Here is a 13,019-nt window from a genome sequence, read left to right on the forward strand (position 1 = left end):
CTGACAGACCGCTTTCGCGAGCAAGCCCGCTCCCACAGTGGATTTGTGTCTGGCGCAGATTCTGCGCTCAACCCAGTCAAATGTGGGAGCGGGCTTGCTCGCGAAGAGGCCCTATTTGCCAACCGAAAGGTTATTGCCATTACTCAAACCGGCTGCCCTCGATCAATCTTGCTACTCAAAATGATCGACGTCGTGGTCTTCTCCACCCCGTCCACACTGCCGATCTGATCCAGCAACTGATCCAGTTGCTCCGGCGAGTCCGTGCGCAGCCACGCCACATAATCAAATTCGCCACTCACCGCACACAACTGCTGCACCTGTGCCATCGCACTCAAGCGACGCAGCACTTCCTTGCCAGAACGCGGCTGCACCTTGATCCCGACATACGCCTGCAACCCGCCATCGACCACGCGCTGCCCTAGGCGCACGCCGTATCCGGTGATTACCTTGGCCTTCTCCAGCCGCGCCAACCGCGATGTGACGGTGGTCCGCGCAATACCCAACTGCCGGGCAAGCATGGCCACGCTTTCGCGGGCGTTGATCTGCAGGGCGGCGATCAGCTGGCGGTCGATTTCGTCGAGAACAGGAGGGCGAATGTCGGGCAACGGTGTAGCTCCATGACTGTCGAGGGCGGATGAGTTTGCATGTTACAGGCACTATCAGCGACACGCTGCTGGCGCTGACTGAGCACGTCACTTATGCGTGGAGGCACTCGTTGCGCCAAAACAAACATCAAATATTTCGTTTGACTTGCCTGGCCTATTTATCAAGAATGCCAACAAGAGCGCGAAATCTGCTGCCTTGCAGGGCTTTAGCGGACGTAGGTACCTCAGCGATGCTGCAACATCGGTGTAAGGTGAGACCTCTTCATCCCATTTCCTGAGGATGCAAATATCAGGATTCAAATATCAAGGGCAGCCAACGGGCTGCCCTTTTCTTTGTCTTCAAGAATGTACCGCTTGTACAAAAGATCGCCTTGGCGGTGCTTGTTCATTGCTCTTGACGGAGCGTGCATGAAATTCCAGAGGACGTGCCCGTTTCGCACATCGACCACGACGAGCATGTCGTTTTTTGCCTCATAGGCGTTGATGAATGCCAATCGGAAACCGCCGTTATCGTAGAGGACTTTCCATACTTCGAATGGTCCCGTGAGCGTATCGATGGCATGTCGAACATAGCGTTCTCGGGAGTCTGGACGTTTCTCGACGATATGGGCCAGTTTGTCTCGCATGACTGCAACGTTTCCAATAGGCGTGAGGATAGTAACGGCCAGCACGGAATCGTCGACGAACCCGAAGTGATTCAGAAGGATTTTGAGAGCGTCTTTTGCGTCGTCAGCCCTTTTGACTTCTCCGATTGCGGCTGACCGAATTTCTCTGGGCAATGTTCTCAGATCTGGTAGAGCAAGGTCGATCCAGGTTAGTTGGTCGGCTGCTTCCCTTATCAGTGGCGCAGCATTCACAAGCATAAAAACAATCCTGGACGGGCGGTGGCGTCCGGAGATTACTTGTCTGGAGAAACAGTCAACAAGGCACGGGGAGGGGAGAAAACATCGCTTCGGAACATTCCTACAGCCTTCGGGGAGGTCTTCCGAACATTGCGCTCGCAAAGATTGTCCCCTCAACCGATCGCCCAAGAAAAAGCCGCGCATGGAGCGCGGCTTTCAAATGTGGTGGGCCCACACGGACTTGAACCGTGGACCAAAGGATTATGAGTCCTCTGCTCTAACCAACTGAGCTATAGGCCCTCAGTAGGCCGCGGATTATAGCGACGGTTTGGCGGCTGTGCTATCCGAATAATCCGATACGGTTACACGAAGAAACGTTGCGGCGAATTCATCCGGGGGCAGTGGCAGGCTGACGATGTAGCCCTGAATCTGTTCGCAGCCTTCGGCGGCGAGGAATTGTTGCTGGGCCTGGGTTTCCACGCCTTCGGCAATCACGGTGAATTGCATGCTCCGGCCCAGAGCGATGATCGCGCGGACAATCGCCGCATCGTGCGGGTCATCGGGCAGTCCGCGGACAAATGACTGGTCAATCTTGAGGATGTCCAGCGGCAGGCGTTTCAGGTAACTGAGCGAAGAATAACCGGTGCCGAAGTCGTCGATCGCCAGTTGAACGCCCAGATGTTTGAGCTGGTGCAGCACCGCCAGTGCTTCTTCGGCCTGGCTCATGATGAAGTTTTCGGTAATTTCCAGTTGCAGTAAATCCGGCTGCAGGCGGTTGTCCCTGAGCAGTTGTTCGATGCGCCCGAGCAGATTCGGCTGCCGCAGTTGCGCGCCGGCCAGGTTGACCGACAGCGGGCCAAGGCTGTCGTAGATCTGATTCCACTCGAACATCTGCCGGCAGGCGGTCTCGAGCACCCAATCGCCGATCTGCAGGATCATGCCGTTCTCTTCGGCCAACGGGATGAAGTGCTCCGGCGGCACTTCGCCGAAGGTCGGGTGGCGCCAGCGGATCAGCGCTTCGGCACCGACCAGGCGATGGTCGTCGAGGCTGATTTTCGGTTGGTAGTAGAGGAACAATTCTTCGCGCTCGATGGCCCGGCGCAGTTCGTGCTCCAGAGCCACGCGCTCGCTGGCCTGGGCGGTGAGGTCACGGGTGTAGCTTTCGACGCGGTTGCGGCCCTTGGCCTTGGAGCGGTACATCGCCGCGTCGGCGTTTTTCACCAGGGTGGCGACATCACAGCCGTCCCGTGGATACAGGCTGGTACCGATGCTGGCGCTGATAAAAAACTCGTGCTCACCAGCCTGAAACGGTGCGCTAAAGCAGTTGAGCAGTTTGATTGCGATGTTGTCGGCATCGCTGACTTGTTGCAGGCCCGGCAGCAGGATGATGAACTCGTCGCCCCCCAGCCGCGCGACGGTGTCGATATCGCGCAGTTGTTCTTTCAGGCGCACGGCAATGCCCTTGAGCAGCAGGTCGCCGACCGGGTGGCCGAGGCTGTCGTTGATGTGTTTGAAACGGTCGAGATCAAGGAACAGCACGGCGCCCTGACCACCGTTTTCCTGCTGACTGTTCAGCGCGGTCAGCAGGCGGCTTTCGAACAGCGTGCGATTCGGCAGGCCGGTGAGCGGGTCATGGTGCGCTTGATAGTCGAGCTTGGCTTGCGCGTGTTTGAGGCTGGAGATGTCAGCAAATACCGCGACGAAGTGAGTGATGAACTTGTCGCGGTTGCGCACGGCGCTGATGGTCAGCCAACTCGGGTACAGTTCGCCGTTCTTGCGCCGGTTGGAAATCTCGCCCTGCCAGTGTCCCTCGTCGGTCAACTGGTGCCACATCGCTGCGTAGAACGCGCTGTCGTGCAGGCCGGAGGCGAGCAGGCGCGGGGTGTGGCCGAGGGCTTCACTTTCGCTGTAGCCGGTGATTTCGGTGAACGCGCGGTTGACCGCGCTGATGTGCTGCTGAGTGTCAGTGATCAGTACGCCTTCGGCAGTGCTCTCGAATACGGTGGCGGCCTGCTGCAGTTTTTCCTGCATCAGGTGGCGCTCGGTGATGTCCCGGGCGATGGTCAGCATGCAGTCTTCGTCGCCGATTGGCAGGGGGCGGCTGGACACTTCGCACAGACGGATCTGCCCGTCGCTGCGACGGATATGGCAGGTAAAGTCGCGTACGAAGCCGTCGCGGTGCAGCAGATCGAGCATCTGCTTGCGTTCGTTGAGGTTGACCCAGATCCCCAGATCCAGCGCCGAGCGATCCACCGACATCGCGCTGTTGAAGCCGGTGATGCGGCTGAAGCCCTCGTTGACCTCCAGTAACAGGCCATCGCTTTGCCGCGACAACAGTAATCCATCCGGCGAGGCGTGGAAGGCCTTGGCGAACTTCTCTTCGGAAGTTTGCAGTTGCTGTTGGGTTTCCTTGAGCTGGGTGATGTCGCGCACTACGACCACCAGCGCCGGAGTGGTGTCGAGATCGAACGGCTCGGCGGAAATCAGGCCGGTGAACACATGGCCATTGTTGCGGCGAAAAGGCATCTCCAGGTTGCGGATGCTACCGGCCTGCAAGCGCTGCAACAGTCCCGGGCCGACCCCGGGAATGCCCCAGATGTTGAGTTCAGTGGCGGTCTGGCCGACGACTTCTTCCGCTTTCAGGCCTATCTGTTCTTCAAAGGCTTCGTTGACTTCCAGCAGGCAGCCATCGGAAAGCCGCGCGATCACCAGAATGTCCGGGCATTGCTGGAACACCGAGGCGAACTTCTGTTCCGACAGGCGCAGCGCTTCTTCGGTCCGTTTGGTTTCGCTGATGTCGATCATCAAGCCACGCATCACTGGCTCATGGCCATGTTCAATCAGACTGACAATGTCGCGCACCCACAGACAGCGCCCGTCTGCGGTGATCACCCGATAGTCGAGGGTGTGATCGCGTCCTTCACGTACCGCGTCATCACAGATGGCCTCGGCGCGGGTCAGGTCGGCGGGGTGGATGATGTTGCGCCAGAAGCCCGGAATCAGCCAGTGCGCCTGTGGATAACCGAGCAGATCCTCGGCATGGGGCGACACATAGCTGTAGGTGAAGTCGCTTATGCGCGCTTCCCAGGCGATGGCCGACAGGCTTTCCACCAGCCCGCGGTAGTGGTATTCGCTGCTGCGCAATTCCTGTTCGAGGTCGACACGTCGGGCAATTTCCGAACTCAAGCGGCGATTGATGCGAATGACCACCGCCAGAATGATCACCAGCAGCGACAGACCGGGTAGACCATAAATCAGCAGGTCCGACCAGAATGTCCGATGGTCGAGGACGTTGCCGACCCAATGTTCCTGAATGCTGCTGATCTCGTCCGGGGTCATGTCGGCGAGGACTTTGTCCAGAATCTCCACCAGCATTTTGTTGTCACGCGGTACAGCCATCGCCAACTGGTAGCGGTACGGTGTTTCGCCGCTGACGTACAAGCCTTCGAGCTTGAGTTGGCGCAGGCTCCAGACACTGGAAGCGAGATCGCCGACAACCGCGTCGACCTGGCCGGTGGCCAATGCCTGCAAGGTCGAGCTGACATTGGGCATGGCCACCAGATTCAGATCCGGGTGGTGTGTACGCAGCAGTTCATGGGGGGCGTAGTTTTCCACGACCGCAATTTTCAAACCGTACAAATCCTCTATCTTGCGGGGCTGGGCGCCGCCAACGTGGGCGAGGATGACAATGGGGAAGTCGAGGTAGGGGCGAGTGAATGACAGATAGTTTTGCCGCTCCGGGGTGGACATGATGCCCGGCAGCAGATCGATCTTGCCGTGTTTGACCTGCTCCAGTACTTCGGTCCAGCTCGACGGTTCGACGGGGGTGAGATTGATCGCCAGTCGCTGGCGAATCACGCCGATATAGTCGGCGGCCAGGCCCTGATAGCGGTTTTCATCATCGCGGAACTCGAAAGGCGGCCACGAAGCATCGACACCCAGGCGCAAGTCCGGGTGAGCCGCCAGCCAGCTACGTTCTTCATCGGTCAGAGTCAGCGCGTCAGCCGTTGCGGTCCAGATCATCAGTGACAGCAAGAAAAGCAAGGGCGCCAGTCTGGGCATAACCGTCTCGTTATGGCACGGGATTCATTGTTTTCGAGTGTAGACGGGGTATGCAGGGGAGGGGCGGTGAGAGGGATTTAATCTGCCCATAAACAAAACCCCCGGCCTGGGCCGGGGGTTCTGGTATCACTCGTCGAGGAAGGAGCGCAGATGCTCGCTTCGCGTCGGGTGGCGCAGCTTGCGCAGCGCCTTGGCTTCGATCTGACGGATCCGCTCACGCGTTACGTCAAACTGTTTGCCCACTTCTTCGAGTGTGTGGTCGGTGTTCATGTCGATACCGAAGCGCATGCGCAGTACCTTGGCTTCACGGGCAGTGAGGCCGGACAGCACTTCGCGGGTCGCTTCTTTCAGGCTTTCAACGGTTGCAACATCGATTGGCGACTGCATGGTCGAGTCTTCGATGAAGTCACCCAGATGAGAGTCTTCGTCATCACCGATCGGGGTTTCCATGGAGATCGGCTCTTTAGCGATCTTCAATACCTTGCGGATCTTGTCCTCAGGCATTTCCATGCGTTCGCCCAGCTCTTCCGGGGTCGGTTCGCGACCCATTTCCTGCAGCATCTGGCGGGAAATGCGGTTGAGCTTGTTGATCGTCTCGATCATGTGCACCGGAATACGGATGGTGCGGGCCTGGTCGGCGATCGAGCGAGTGATCGCCTGACGGATCCACCAGGTGGCATAAGTCGAGAACTTGTAACCACGACGGTATTCGAACTTGTCCACCGCTTTCATCAGACCGATGTTGCCTTCCTGGATCAGATCGAGGAATTGCAGGCCGCGGTTGGTGTACTTCTTGGCGATCGAGATCACCAGACGCAAGTTGGCTTCAACCATCTCTTTCTTCGCGCGGCGGGCCTTGGCCTCACCGATCGACATGCGACGGTTGATGTCCTTGATTTCAGCGATGGTCAGACCGGTCTCGGTTTCCAGCGCGGTCAGCTTCTGCTGGCAACGAATAATATCCGGCTGTACGCGACCAATGGCTTCGGCGTATTTGCTCTTGCCTTTGGCCAAGGCGTCGGACCAGCTTTCGTCGACTTCATTGCCTGGGAACTGACGCAGGAAATCGGCGCGTGGCATACGTGCATCACGTACGCACAGTTGCATGATCGCGCGCTCTTGCTGACGCAGACGATCCAGGGCACTGCGAACACGCTCGACCAGGGCTTCGAATTGCTTCGGCACCAGTTTGATCGGCATGAACAGCTCGGCCAGGACCAGCAACTCGGCAACCGCTGCCTTGTTGTGACGACCGTGCTTTTTCAGGGCCTTGCGGGTGATTTCCATCTGATCGGCCACAGCGCCGAAACGCTGGGCAGCGATGACCGGATCCGGACCGCTTTCGGCTTCTTCTTCGTCATCCGAAGCTTCGGCGTCATCGTCGTCGGTATCGTCGTCAGCCTTCGCGGCTTTCGCGTCGATCGGCGGTGGCACTTCGGCAGCCGGCGGCGCAATGCCGTCGTCCGGGTCGATGTAACCGCTCAGAACGTCGGACAGGCGACCACCTTCGGTGGTGACGCGAGTGTACTCGGAGAGAATGTGGTCAACCGTGCCAGGGAAGTGCGCGATTGCGCTCATCACTTCACGGATGCCTTCTTCGATACGTTTGGCGATTTCGATTTCGCCTTCACGAGTCAGAAGCTCGACCGTACCCATCTCACGCATATACATGCGCACAGGGTCAGTGGTGCGACCGATATCGGTCTCCACCGCTGCCAACGCGGCGGCTGCTTCTTCCGCAGCGGCCTCGTCGGTATCGGCGTCGGCCAACATAAGGGCGTCCGCATCCGGAGCACTCTCGTGTACGGGGATCCCCATGTCGTTAATCATGCGGATGATGTCTTCCACCTGCTCCGGATCTGAAATATCCTCGGGCAGGTGGTCGTTGACCTCGGCGTAAGTCAGATACTTCTGCTCACGACCCAGTTTGATCAACTCAATAATACGAGACTGCTGTTGCGCTTTTCCGGACATAACACCCTATCCACTGAAGGTCTTGGCGGGCAAAAAACAAGCCGAGGATTATACCTGAGCTATGACCTCACGCGCCAGTTGAGGTCGGGTTTGATGCGGAAACATTGCGACTTAGAAGGTCGCGCAGTTGATTTTTCTCTTCGGCGCTCAGTTCGCTTTGACGCGCTTTCCTGAGCAACTGTTCCAGATTTCGCTCGCGTTGGCGGGCTGACAAGCTAGTAATGGTGTCGAAAAACTGTTGTTCAAGGTTTTCTCCGTCAATCAGCCACTCCTTTTCCGCCAGTGCCCTGAGCAACCGACCTTGTTCAGTGCCGTGCCATCGCGCGATCAACTGAAATGAGTTTAGCTTGGGATTCTTCTGTACGGCCTCGAGCAGCGCCACAAGTAACTGTGCGTTGGTCTGATTTTCGTCCGCAATGTGTCCGGCGTCTTCAACGCGCTTGGCCAGTTGCGGGTGGTGCAGCAATGTACGCAGGGCGGTCAGGGTTGGCGACTCGACGCCAATCGGCGTGCGTGGGCGCTGTTGATCGCGATCACCGCCGCGCTTGCCGTTCTTGTCCCAGGGTTTCTTGTCCCATTTCTTGCCGCCGGCGCCGGGTTTCTTTGGCGTCCACTCCTGCTGCGGCACGTACATATCCTGTGCCTGCGGCTGATGGTAGTCGCTGTAGTCCGGCATTGCGTCGTAATCGATGCCCGGATCGTAGGCGGGCGGCGCTTCCTGTGGTGCGCTTTGGGCCAGCTGACTGACGGTTTCGCTGCTCAGACCGGTGATTTCAGTCAGGCGCTGACGCATCAGGATGCGCAGGTTGGCGCCCGGCACTTTGTCGATCAACGGTGCGGCAAGGGTGGCCATGTGAGCCTTGCCTTCGAGCGAGCGCGGATCGGCTTCCTCGGTCAGTTGCTGGAAGAAATAGTCTGCCAGCGGCTGCGCATGCTGATTGATGCGTGCCTTGAAAGCGTCAGTGCCTTCGGCGCGAACCAGGGTGTCCGGGTCTTCGCCTTCCGGAAGAAACAGGAAGCGCGCGCGGCGTCCATCCTGCAGGCACGGAAGCGTCGCTTCCAGGGCGCGCCATGCAGCGTTGCGGCCGGCCTGGTCGCCGTCGAAACAGAACAGAACGTTCGGCACGACGCGAAACAGGCGCTTGAGGTGTTCTTCGCTGGTCGCTGTGCCCAGGGTCGCGACGGCATTGCGCAAGCCTTGCTGGGCCAGAGCGATGACGTCCATGTAGCCTTCGACGACGATGATTTCATCGAGATTGCGGTTGTTCTTGCGTGCTTCATAGAGGCCGTAGAGTTCCTGGCCTTTATGGAACACCGGAGTTTCCGGCGAGTTCAGGTATTTCGGCTTGTCGTCACCCAGTACCCGGCCGCCGAAAGCGATGATCCGGCCGCGGGTATCACGGATCGGGAACATCACGCGATCGCGAAAGCGGTCATAGCGTTTGCCGGTTTCAGCGTTCTCGATCAGCAGGCCGGCGTCGATCATGGCTTTCTGCTGCAACGTGTCGCTGCTCAAATGCTTGAACAGATTGTCCCAGCCCGGCGGTGCGAAACCCAGGCCGAAGTCCCGGGCGATCTCGCCAGTCAGGCCACGGCCCTTGAGGTAATCCACGGCGGCTTTGCGTGCGGGATGGCTCTTGAGCGCCTGCCGGTAAAAATCGGCGGCGGCGGTGAGCAGCGGATACAGTGGTGAATCGGTTGGTTGCCGCGGTTTGTGCGGGCGACCGCTTTCCTCGCGGGGGATTTCCATGCCGGCGGCTTTGGCCAGGTCCTCGACGGCCTGGGGGAAATCCAGGTTGTCGTGGTCCATGAGAAAGCCGAGGGCGTTGCCGCCGGCGCCGCAGCCGAAGCAGTAATAGAACTGCTTGTCGGGGCTGACGCTGAACGACGGGGTTTTCTCTTTATGAAACGGGCAGCAGGCGGTGTAGTTCTTGCCGGCCTTTTTCAGTTGCACACGCGAGCTGACCACGTCGACGATGTCGGTGCGGTTCAGGAGGTCGTCAATAAAGCTCTGGGGAATCAGCCCGGCCATGGCGTTCTCGTCTGTGCTTGTAATGAGTCCGATGCGAAGGGCGGCCGGACGCAGGTCTTGAGTGAAGCGCACAAAATGGGCGGCTCGACCGGTGTCGTTTGCGTGATCGCTGTCGGGAAGTGTATCTGCCGAAAATCCACTGACGTTAGTGCCTATCAGTCTTCGACTATTTGAAAGTGTTGCGCTGAATCCGCTGACGGCCGATAAATGGCCTCGGATAGCTCAATAAAACGGGCACGCATGCAGGTGCCTTGGGCTGATCGTCGTGAGAGGAATCAGTGGGTGTGCTCGTCAGTAGCCTTGAAAGGCTCGTCAGAAAAGACGTGCACCGCTGGCAAAAGAGCCAGGCCTGACGCGGTGAAGCAGTTTTGTCTCGATCGCATGTGCGGCTTCGACGGTGAAGCATCAAGCGTTTTACGCAAATGCCATTAGCCCGGCTGAGGGCCGGGCTTAGGCAAGAAGCTTGCTACGATCGTCTGTGTATTAGTACAGACGAACGGCGCGGCGCTGTTCGCGCTGAACTTTCTTGGCGTGACGCTTAACAGCGGCTGCTGCTTTGCGCTTACGCTCAGAAGTTGGCTTCTCGTAAAATTCGCGGCTACGAACTTCAGCCAGTACACCGGCTTTTTCGCAGGAGCGCTTGAAACGACGCAGAGCTACGTCGAAGGGTTCGTTCTCTTTAACTTTGACGGCTGGCATCCAGAGCTACCTTCATTCATTACCGGGGTCAACATCCTCGCGGCAAAAGAGCACTTGAAGACGTCGGTTTTTAAGGGTTGCGGATGTTAACCCCTCATCGCTCGGAATGCAAAGCCTCTGATCGAAAACCGCTAGTCGGGGCATCGCATGGCGACTATTATGCGCGCCTTCGAATTCAGCCTAAACAAGGCGCAAACCCATGCTAGTACTGGGATTAGAAACTTCCTGCGACGAAACCGGCGTCGCATTATACGACAGCGAACGCGGCCTGCTGGCCGACGCGCTGTTCAGTCAGATCGACCTGCACCGCGTTTATGGCGGTGTGGTGCCGGAGCTGGCCTCGCGTGACCACGTCAAGCGCATGCTGCCCTTGATTCGTCAGGTGTTGGCCGAGGCTGACTGCGTGCCGACCGAGATCGACGCGATCGCCTACACCGCGGGCCCGGGCCTGGTCGGAGCGCTGCTGGTCGGTGCCTCTTGCGCGCAGGCGCTGGCGTTTGCCTGGGGTATTCCGGCACTCGGAGTGCACCACATGGAAGGCCACTTGCTGGCGCCAATGCTGGAGCCAAAACCGCCGGAATTCCCGTTCGTCGCTTTGTTGGTTTCCGGTGGTCATACGCAGCTGGTTCAGGTCGATGGCATTGGCCAATACAGTCTGCTCGGCGAGACGCTCGACGATGCTGCCGGCGAAGCGTTCGACAAGACTGCGAAAATGATGGGCCTCAATTATCCGGGCGGGCCGGAAATCGCCAAGCTGGCCGAGAAGGGTGTCGCAGGGCGTTTCACCTTCCCGCGTCCGATGTGTGATCGTCCGGGTCTGGATTTCAGCTTCAGCGGTCTGAAAACCTTTGCCCTCAACACCTGGCAGCAATGCGTCAGCGCCGGGGACGACAGCGAGCAAGTCCGTTGCGACATCGCGCTGGCGTTCCAGCAGGCCGTGGTGGAGACTTTGACCATCAAGTGCAAGCGCGCGCTCAAACACGCGGGCATGAAGCGCTTGGTGATCGCTGGCGGCGTCAGCGCCAACAAGGCGTTGCGCGCCTCGCTGGAAAAGATGCTCGGCGACATGCAGGGCGAGGTGTTCTATGCCCGTCCCGAGTTCTGCACCGACAATGGCGCGATGATCGCGTTTGCCGGTTGCCAGCGTTTGCAGGCCGGTCAGCAGGAAAGTCTGGCGATCAGCGTGCAGGCGCGCTGGCCGATGGAGCAGTTGTCGGCGCTGTGATGGGCGGTGTGGCTGAGCGGTATTTAAAAATGCCGTTCGCGCCCGGCAAACAGGTCGCGTAGATTGCCGCGGTGGCGCCAGACGATCAGCAGCGTCAACGCGCTCATCGGCAGTAGCGCCTCCGGTTCTTGCCACGCAAGCAAGGGCAGGGTCAGGGGCGTGGCAATCAGCGCCGCCAGCGAGCTGGTGCGGGTCAGGTAGAACGTCAGCAGCCAGGCGCACACCGCAAGCAGTGCGGCGGGCGGATACAGGCCCAGCAACATGCCGGCAGCCGTGGCGACGCCTTTGCCGCCGCGAAAACGGAAATACAGCGGGAACAGGTGACCGATCACGGCGCACACGCCGATCCAGGCCTGATCCTGCAGCGAAAGGCCTATGGCCGCTGCGATCAGCACCGGTACAAGGCCTTTGCACAGATCACCCAGCAGGGTCAGGATCGCCAGTTTGCGACCGGCCAGGCGCAGCATGTTGGTGGCGCCGGCATTACCCGAGCCACTCATTCGCGGATCCGGATTTCCGGTCAGGCGGCTGAGCAAAATGGCGAAGGACAGAGAGCCGAGCAGGTAGGCGAGGATCGCCACTAACCAAAACATGCTAACTATTCCGGGCGAGGACGCCCTGATTCTAACGGCGCATTGCGCCCTTGTCGTGCAGCGGAGAAAAGTGCTTGGACAGAGTGTTTATCGAGGGCCTGGAAGTTGACACCGTGATCGGTGCCTACGACTGGGAGCGCGGCATCCGACAGTGCTTGCGTCTTGATCTGAGCTTCGCCTGGGACAATCGCCCGGCGGCGGCCGGTGACGACCTGACCCTGGCGCTCGATTACGCCAGCGTTTCCACGCGCATCCAGGCCTTTGCCGAGCAATCCCAGTATCAACTGGTCGAGACCTTTGCCGAGCGTCTGGTCGAAGTGCTGATGGCTGAATTCAAGATCACCTGGGTTCGTCTGAAGCTGACCAAGCCTGGCGCCGTGCCGGCCGCCAAGGGTGGTGTGGGTGTGGAGATCGAGCGCGGATGTCGCTGACTCAGGTGTACCTCGGGCTCGGTAGCAATATCGAGCGCGAAACCCATTTGCGCGCCGGACTCGACGCATTGGCGACGTTTCTGGTGGATATCCGCTGTTCGGCGGTGTTCGAGAGTCAGCCGGTGGGGATCAAGAGCGGGCCGTTCTACAACTTCGTGGTTTCGGCGCTGACCGATCTGCCGTTGATGGAGCTGGATCGGCGCCTGAAATTCATCGAAGCCGATAACGGTCGCTATGCACCGGATCGCAAGGGGCTGCCGCTGGATATCGACGTGCTGTTATACGGCGATCTGACCGGTAACTTCGACGGCTTGATTCTGCCGCGTGCCGAAATCCTGAAAAACGCCTTTGTGCTGTGGCCGCTGTCGCTGATTGCGCCGGATCGGGTACATCCGGGTGTGGGAAAAAGCTTCGCGACGTTGTGGGCCGAGGCGCAGATTGATCAGGTGTTGGCGCCGGTGGCCTTTGAGTGGCGTGGGCAGCAGCTGACGTCTTCGGATTTGCGTTGAATTAACTGCCGCTTTCGCGAGCAAGCCCGCTCCCACATTTGCAATGC

10 protein-coding genes and 1 tRNA gene are annotated in these 13,019 nt (G+C 59.1%); 3 read left to right on the forward strand and 8 right to left on the reverse strand.

The features are described 5' to 3' along the window. Positions 1 to 143 precede the first annotated feature (143 nt). From NTD85_RS23620 to rpsU, 7 genes are all read right to left on the reverse strand, one after another. A complete protein-coding gene (locus NTD85_RS23620; RefSeq protein ID WP_007910086.1) occupies positions 144 to 605 on the reverse strand; it encodes an Lrp/AsnC family transcriptional regulator in 462 nt (153 codons plus the stop codon). 296 nt (positions 606 to 901) lie between these two features. Beyond that, complete coding sequence (locus NTD85_RS23625) at positions 902 to 1,468, reverse strand: PBECR2 nuclease fold domain-containing protein (protein ID WP_262143343.1); 567 nt, start codon at positions 1,466 to 1,468, stop codon at positions 902 to 904. Between the two features lie 202 nt (positions 1,469 to 1,670). Further along, a tRNA-Ile gene (locus tag NTD85_RS23630) sits at positions 1,671 to 1,747 on the reverse strand. A gap of 15 nt (positions 1,748 to 1,762) precedes the next feature. Beyond that, positions 1,763 to 5,509: a bifunctional diguanylate cyclase/phosphodiesterase gene (locus NTD85_RS23635; protein WP_262143344.1), complete on the reverse strand. Its 3,747-nt coding sequence runs from the start codon at positions 5,507 to 5,509 to the stop codon at positions 1,763 to 1,765. 126 nt (positions 5,510 to 5,635) lie between these two features. Then, positions 5,636 to 7,483: an RNA polymerase sigma factor RpoD gene (rpoD, locus tag NTD85_RS23640; protein WP_003228865.1), complete on the reverse strand. Its 1,848-nt coding sequence runs from the start codon at positions 7,481 to 7,483 to the stop codon at positions 5,636 to 5,638. Positions 7,484 to 7,550: 67 nt separating this feature from the next. Continuing rightward, entirely contained in the window at positions 7,551 to 9,515 is a 1,965-nt protein-coding gene (gene dnaG, locus NTD85_RS23645; protein ID WP_262143345.1) for a DNA primase, read from the reverse strand. A gap of 483 nt (positions 9,516 to 9,998) precedes the next feature. Beyond that, a complete protein-coding gene (rpsU, locus tag NTD85_RS23650; RefSeq protein WP_002551877.1) occupies positions 9,999 to 10,214 on the reverse strand; it encodes a 30S ribosomal protein S21 in 216 nt (71 codons plus the stop codon). A 199-nt stretch (positions 10,215 to 10,413) separates the two neighbouring features. On the opposite strand from rpsU, the gene tsaD reads away from it, so the two are divergent. Further along, on the forward strand, positions 10,414 to 11,439 hold the full coding sequence (gene tsaD, locus NTD85_RS23655) for a tRNA (adenosine(37)-N6)-threonylcarbamoyltransferase complex transferase subunit TsaD (protein WP_262143346.1): 1,026 nt from the start codon (positions 10,414 to 10,416) through the stop codon (positions 11,437 to 11,439). Positions 11,440 to 11,462: 23 nt separating this feature from the next. Here tsaD and plsY read toward each other — a convergent pair whose 3' ends face one another. Beyond that, positions 11,463 to 12,032 (reverse strand): glycerol-3-phosphate 1-O-acyltransferase PlsY, encoded by a 570-nt coding sequence (gene plsY / locus NTD85_RS23660; protein WP_103485902.1) that lies wholly within the window; start codon positions 12,030 to 12,032, stop codon positions 11,463 to 11,465. Between the two features lie 74 nt (positions 12,033 to 12,106). On the opposite strand from plsY, the gene folB reads away from it, so the two are divergent. Together folB and folK are read left to right on the forward strand one after the other, a co-directional pair. Then, a complete protein-coding gene (folB, locus tag NTD85_RS23665) occupies positions 12,107 to 12,463 on the forward strand; it encodes a dihydroneopterin aldolase (protein WP_003228857.1) in 357 nt (118 codons plus the stop codon). Further along, positions 12,454 to 12,972 (forward strand): 2-amino-4-hydroxy-6-hydroxymethyldihydropteridine diphosphokinase, encoded by a 519-nt coding sequence (folK, locus tag NTD85_RS23670; RefSeq protein ID WP_103521082.1) that lies wholly within the window; start codon positions 12,454 to 12,456, stop codon positions 12,970 to 12,972. The genes folB and folK overlap by 10 nt, the downstream gene beginning before the upstream one ends. Positions 12,973 to 13,019: the final 47 nt, after the last annotated feature.

Source organism: Pseudomonas sp. 13B_3.2_Bac1, from assembly GCF_025466205.1.
Taxonomy (GTDB): Bacteria; Pseudomonadota; Gammaproteobacteria; order Pseudomonadales; family Pseudomonadaceae; genus Aquipseudomonas; species Aquipseudomonas fluorescens_H.

Bases quoted from the DNA above. Each gene is read 5' to 3' on its own strand.
- NTD85_RS23625 (WP_262143343.1), bottom strand. From the start codon at position 1,468: ATGCTTGTGAATGCTGCGCCACTGATAAGGGAAGCAGCCGACCAACTA.
- NTD85_RS23635 (WP_262143344.1), bottom strand. From the start codon at position 5,509: ATGCCCAGACTGGCGCCCTTGCTTTTCTTGCTGTCACTGATGATCTGG.
- rpoD (WP_003228865.1), bottom strand. From the start codon at position 7,483: ATGTCCGGAAAAGCGCAACAGCAGTCTCGTATTATTGAGTTGATCAAA.
- dnaG (WP_262143345.1), bottom strand. From the start codon at position 9,515: ATGGCCGGGCTGATTCCCCAGAGCTTTATTGACGACCTCCTGAACCGC.
- rpsU (WP_002551877.1), bottom strand. From the start codon at position 10,214: ATGCCAGCCGTCAAAGTTAAAGAGAACGAACCCTTCGACGTAGCTCTG.
- tsaD (WP_262143346.1), top strand. From the start codon at position 10,414: ATGCTAGTACTGGGATTAGAAACTTCCTGCGACGAAACCGGCGTCGCA.
- plsY (WP_103485902.1), bottom strand. From the start codon at position 12,032: ATGTTTTGGTTAGTGGCGATCCTCGCCTACCTGCTCGGCTCTCTGTCC.
- folK (WP_103521082.1), top strand. From the start codon at position 12,454: ATGTCGCTGACTCAGGTGTACCTCGGGCTCGGTAGCAATATCGAGCGC.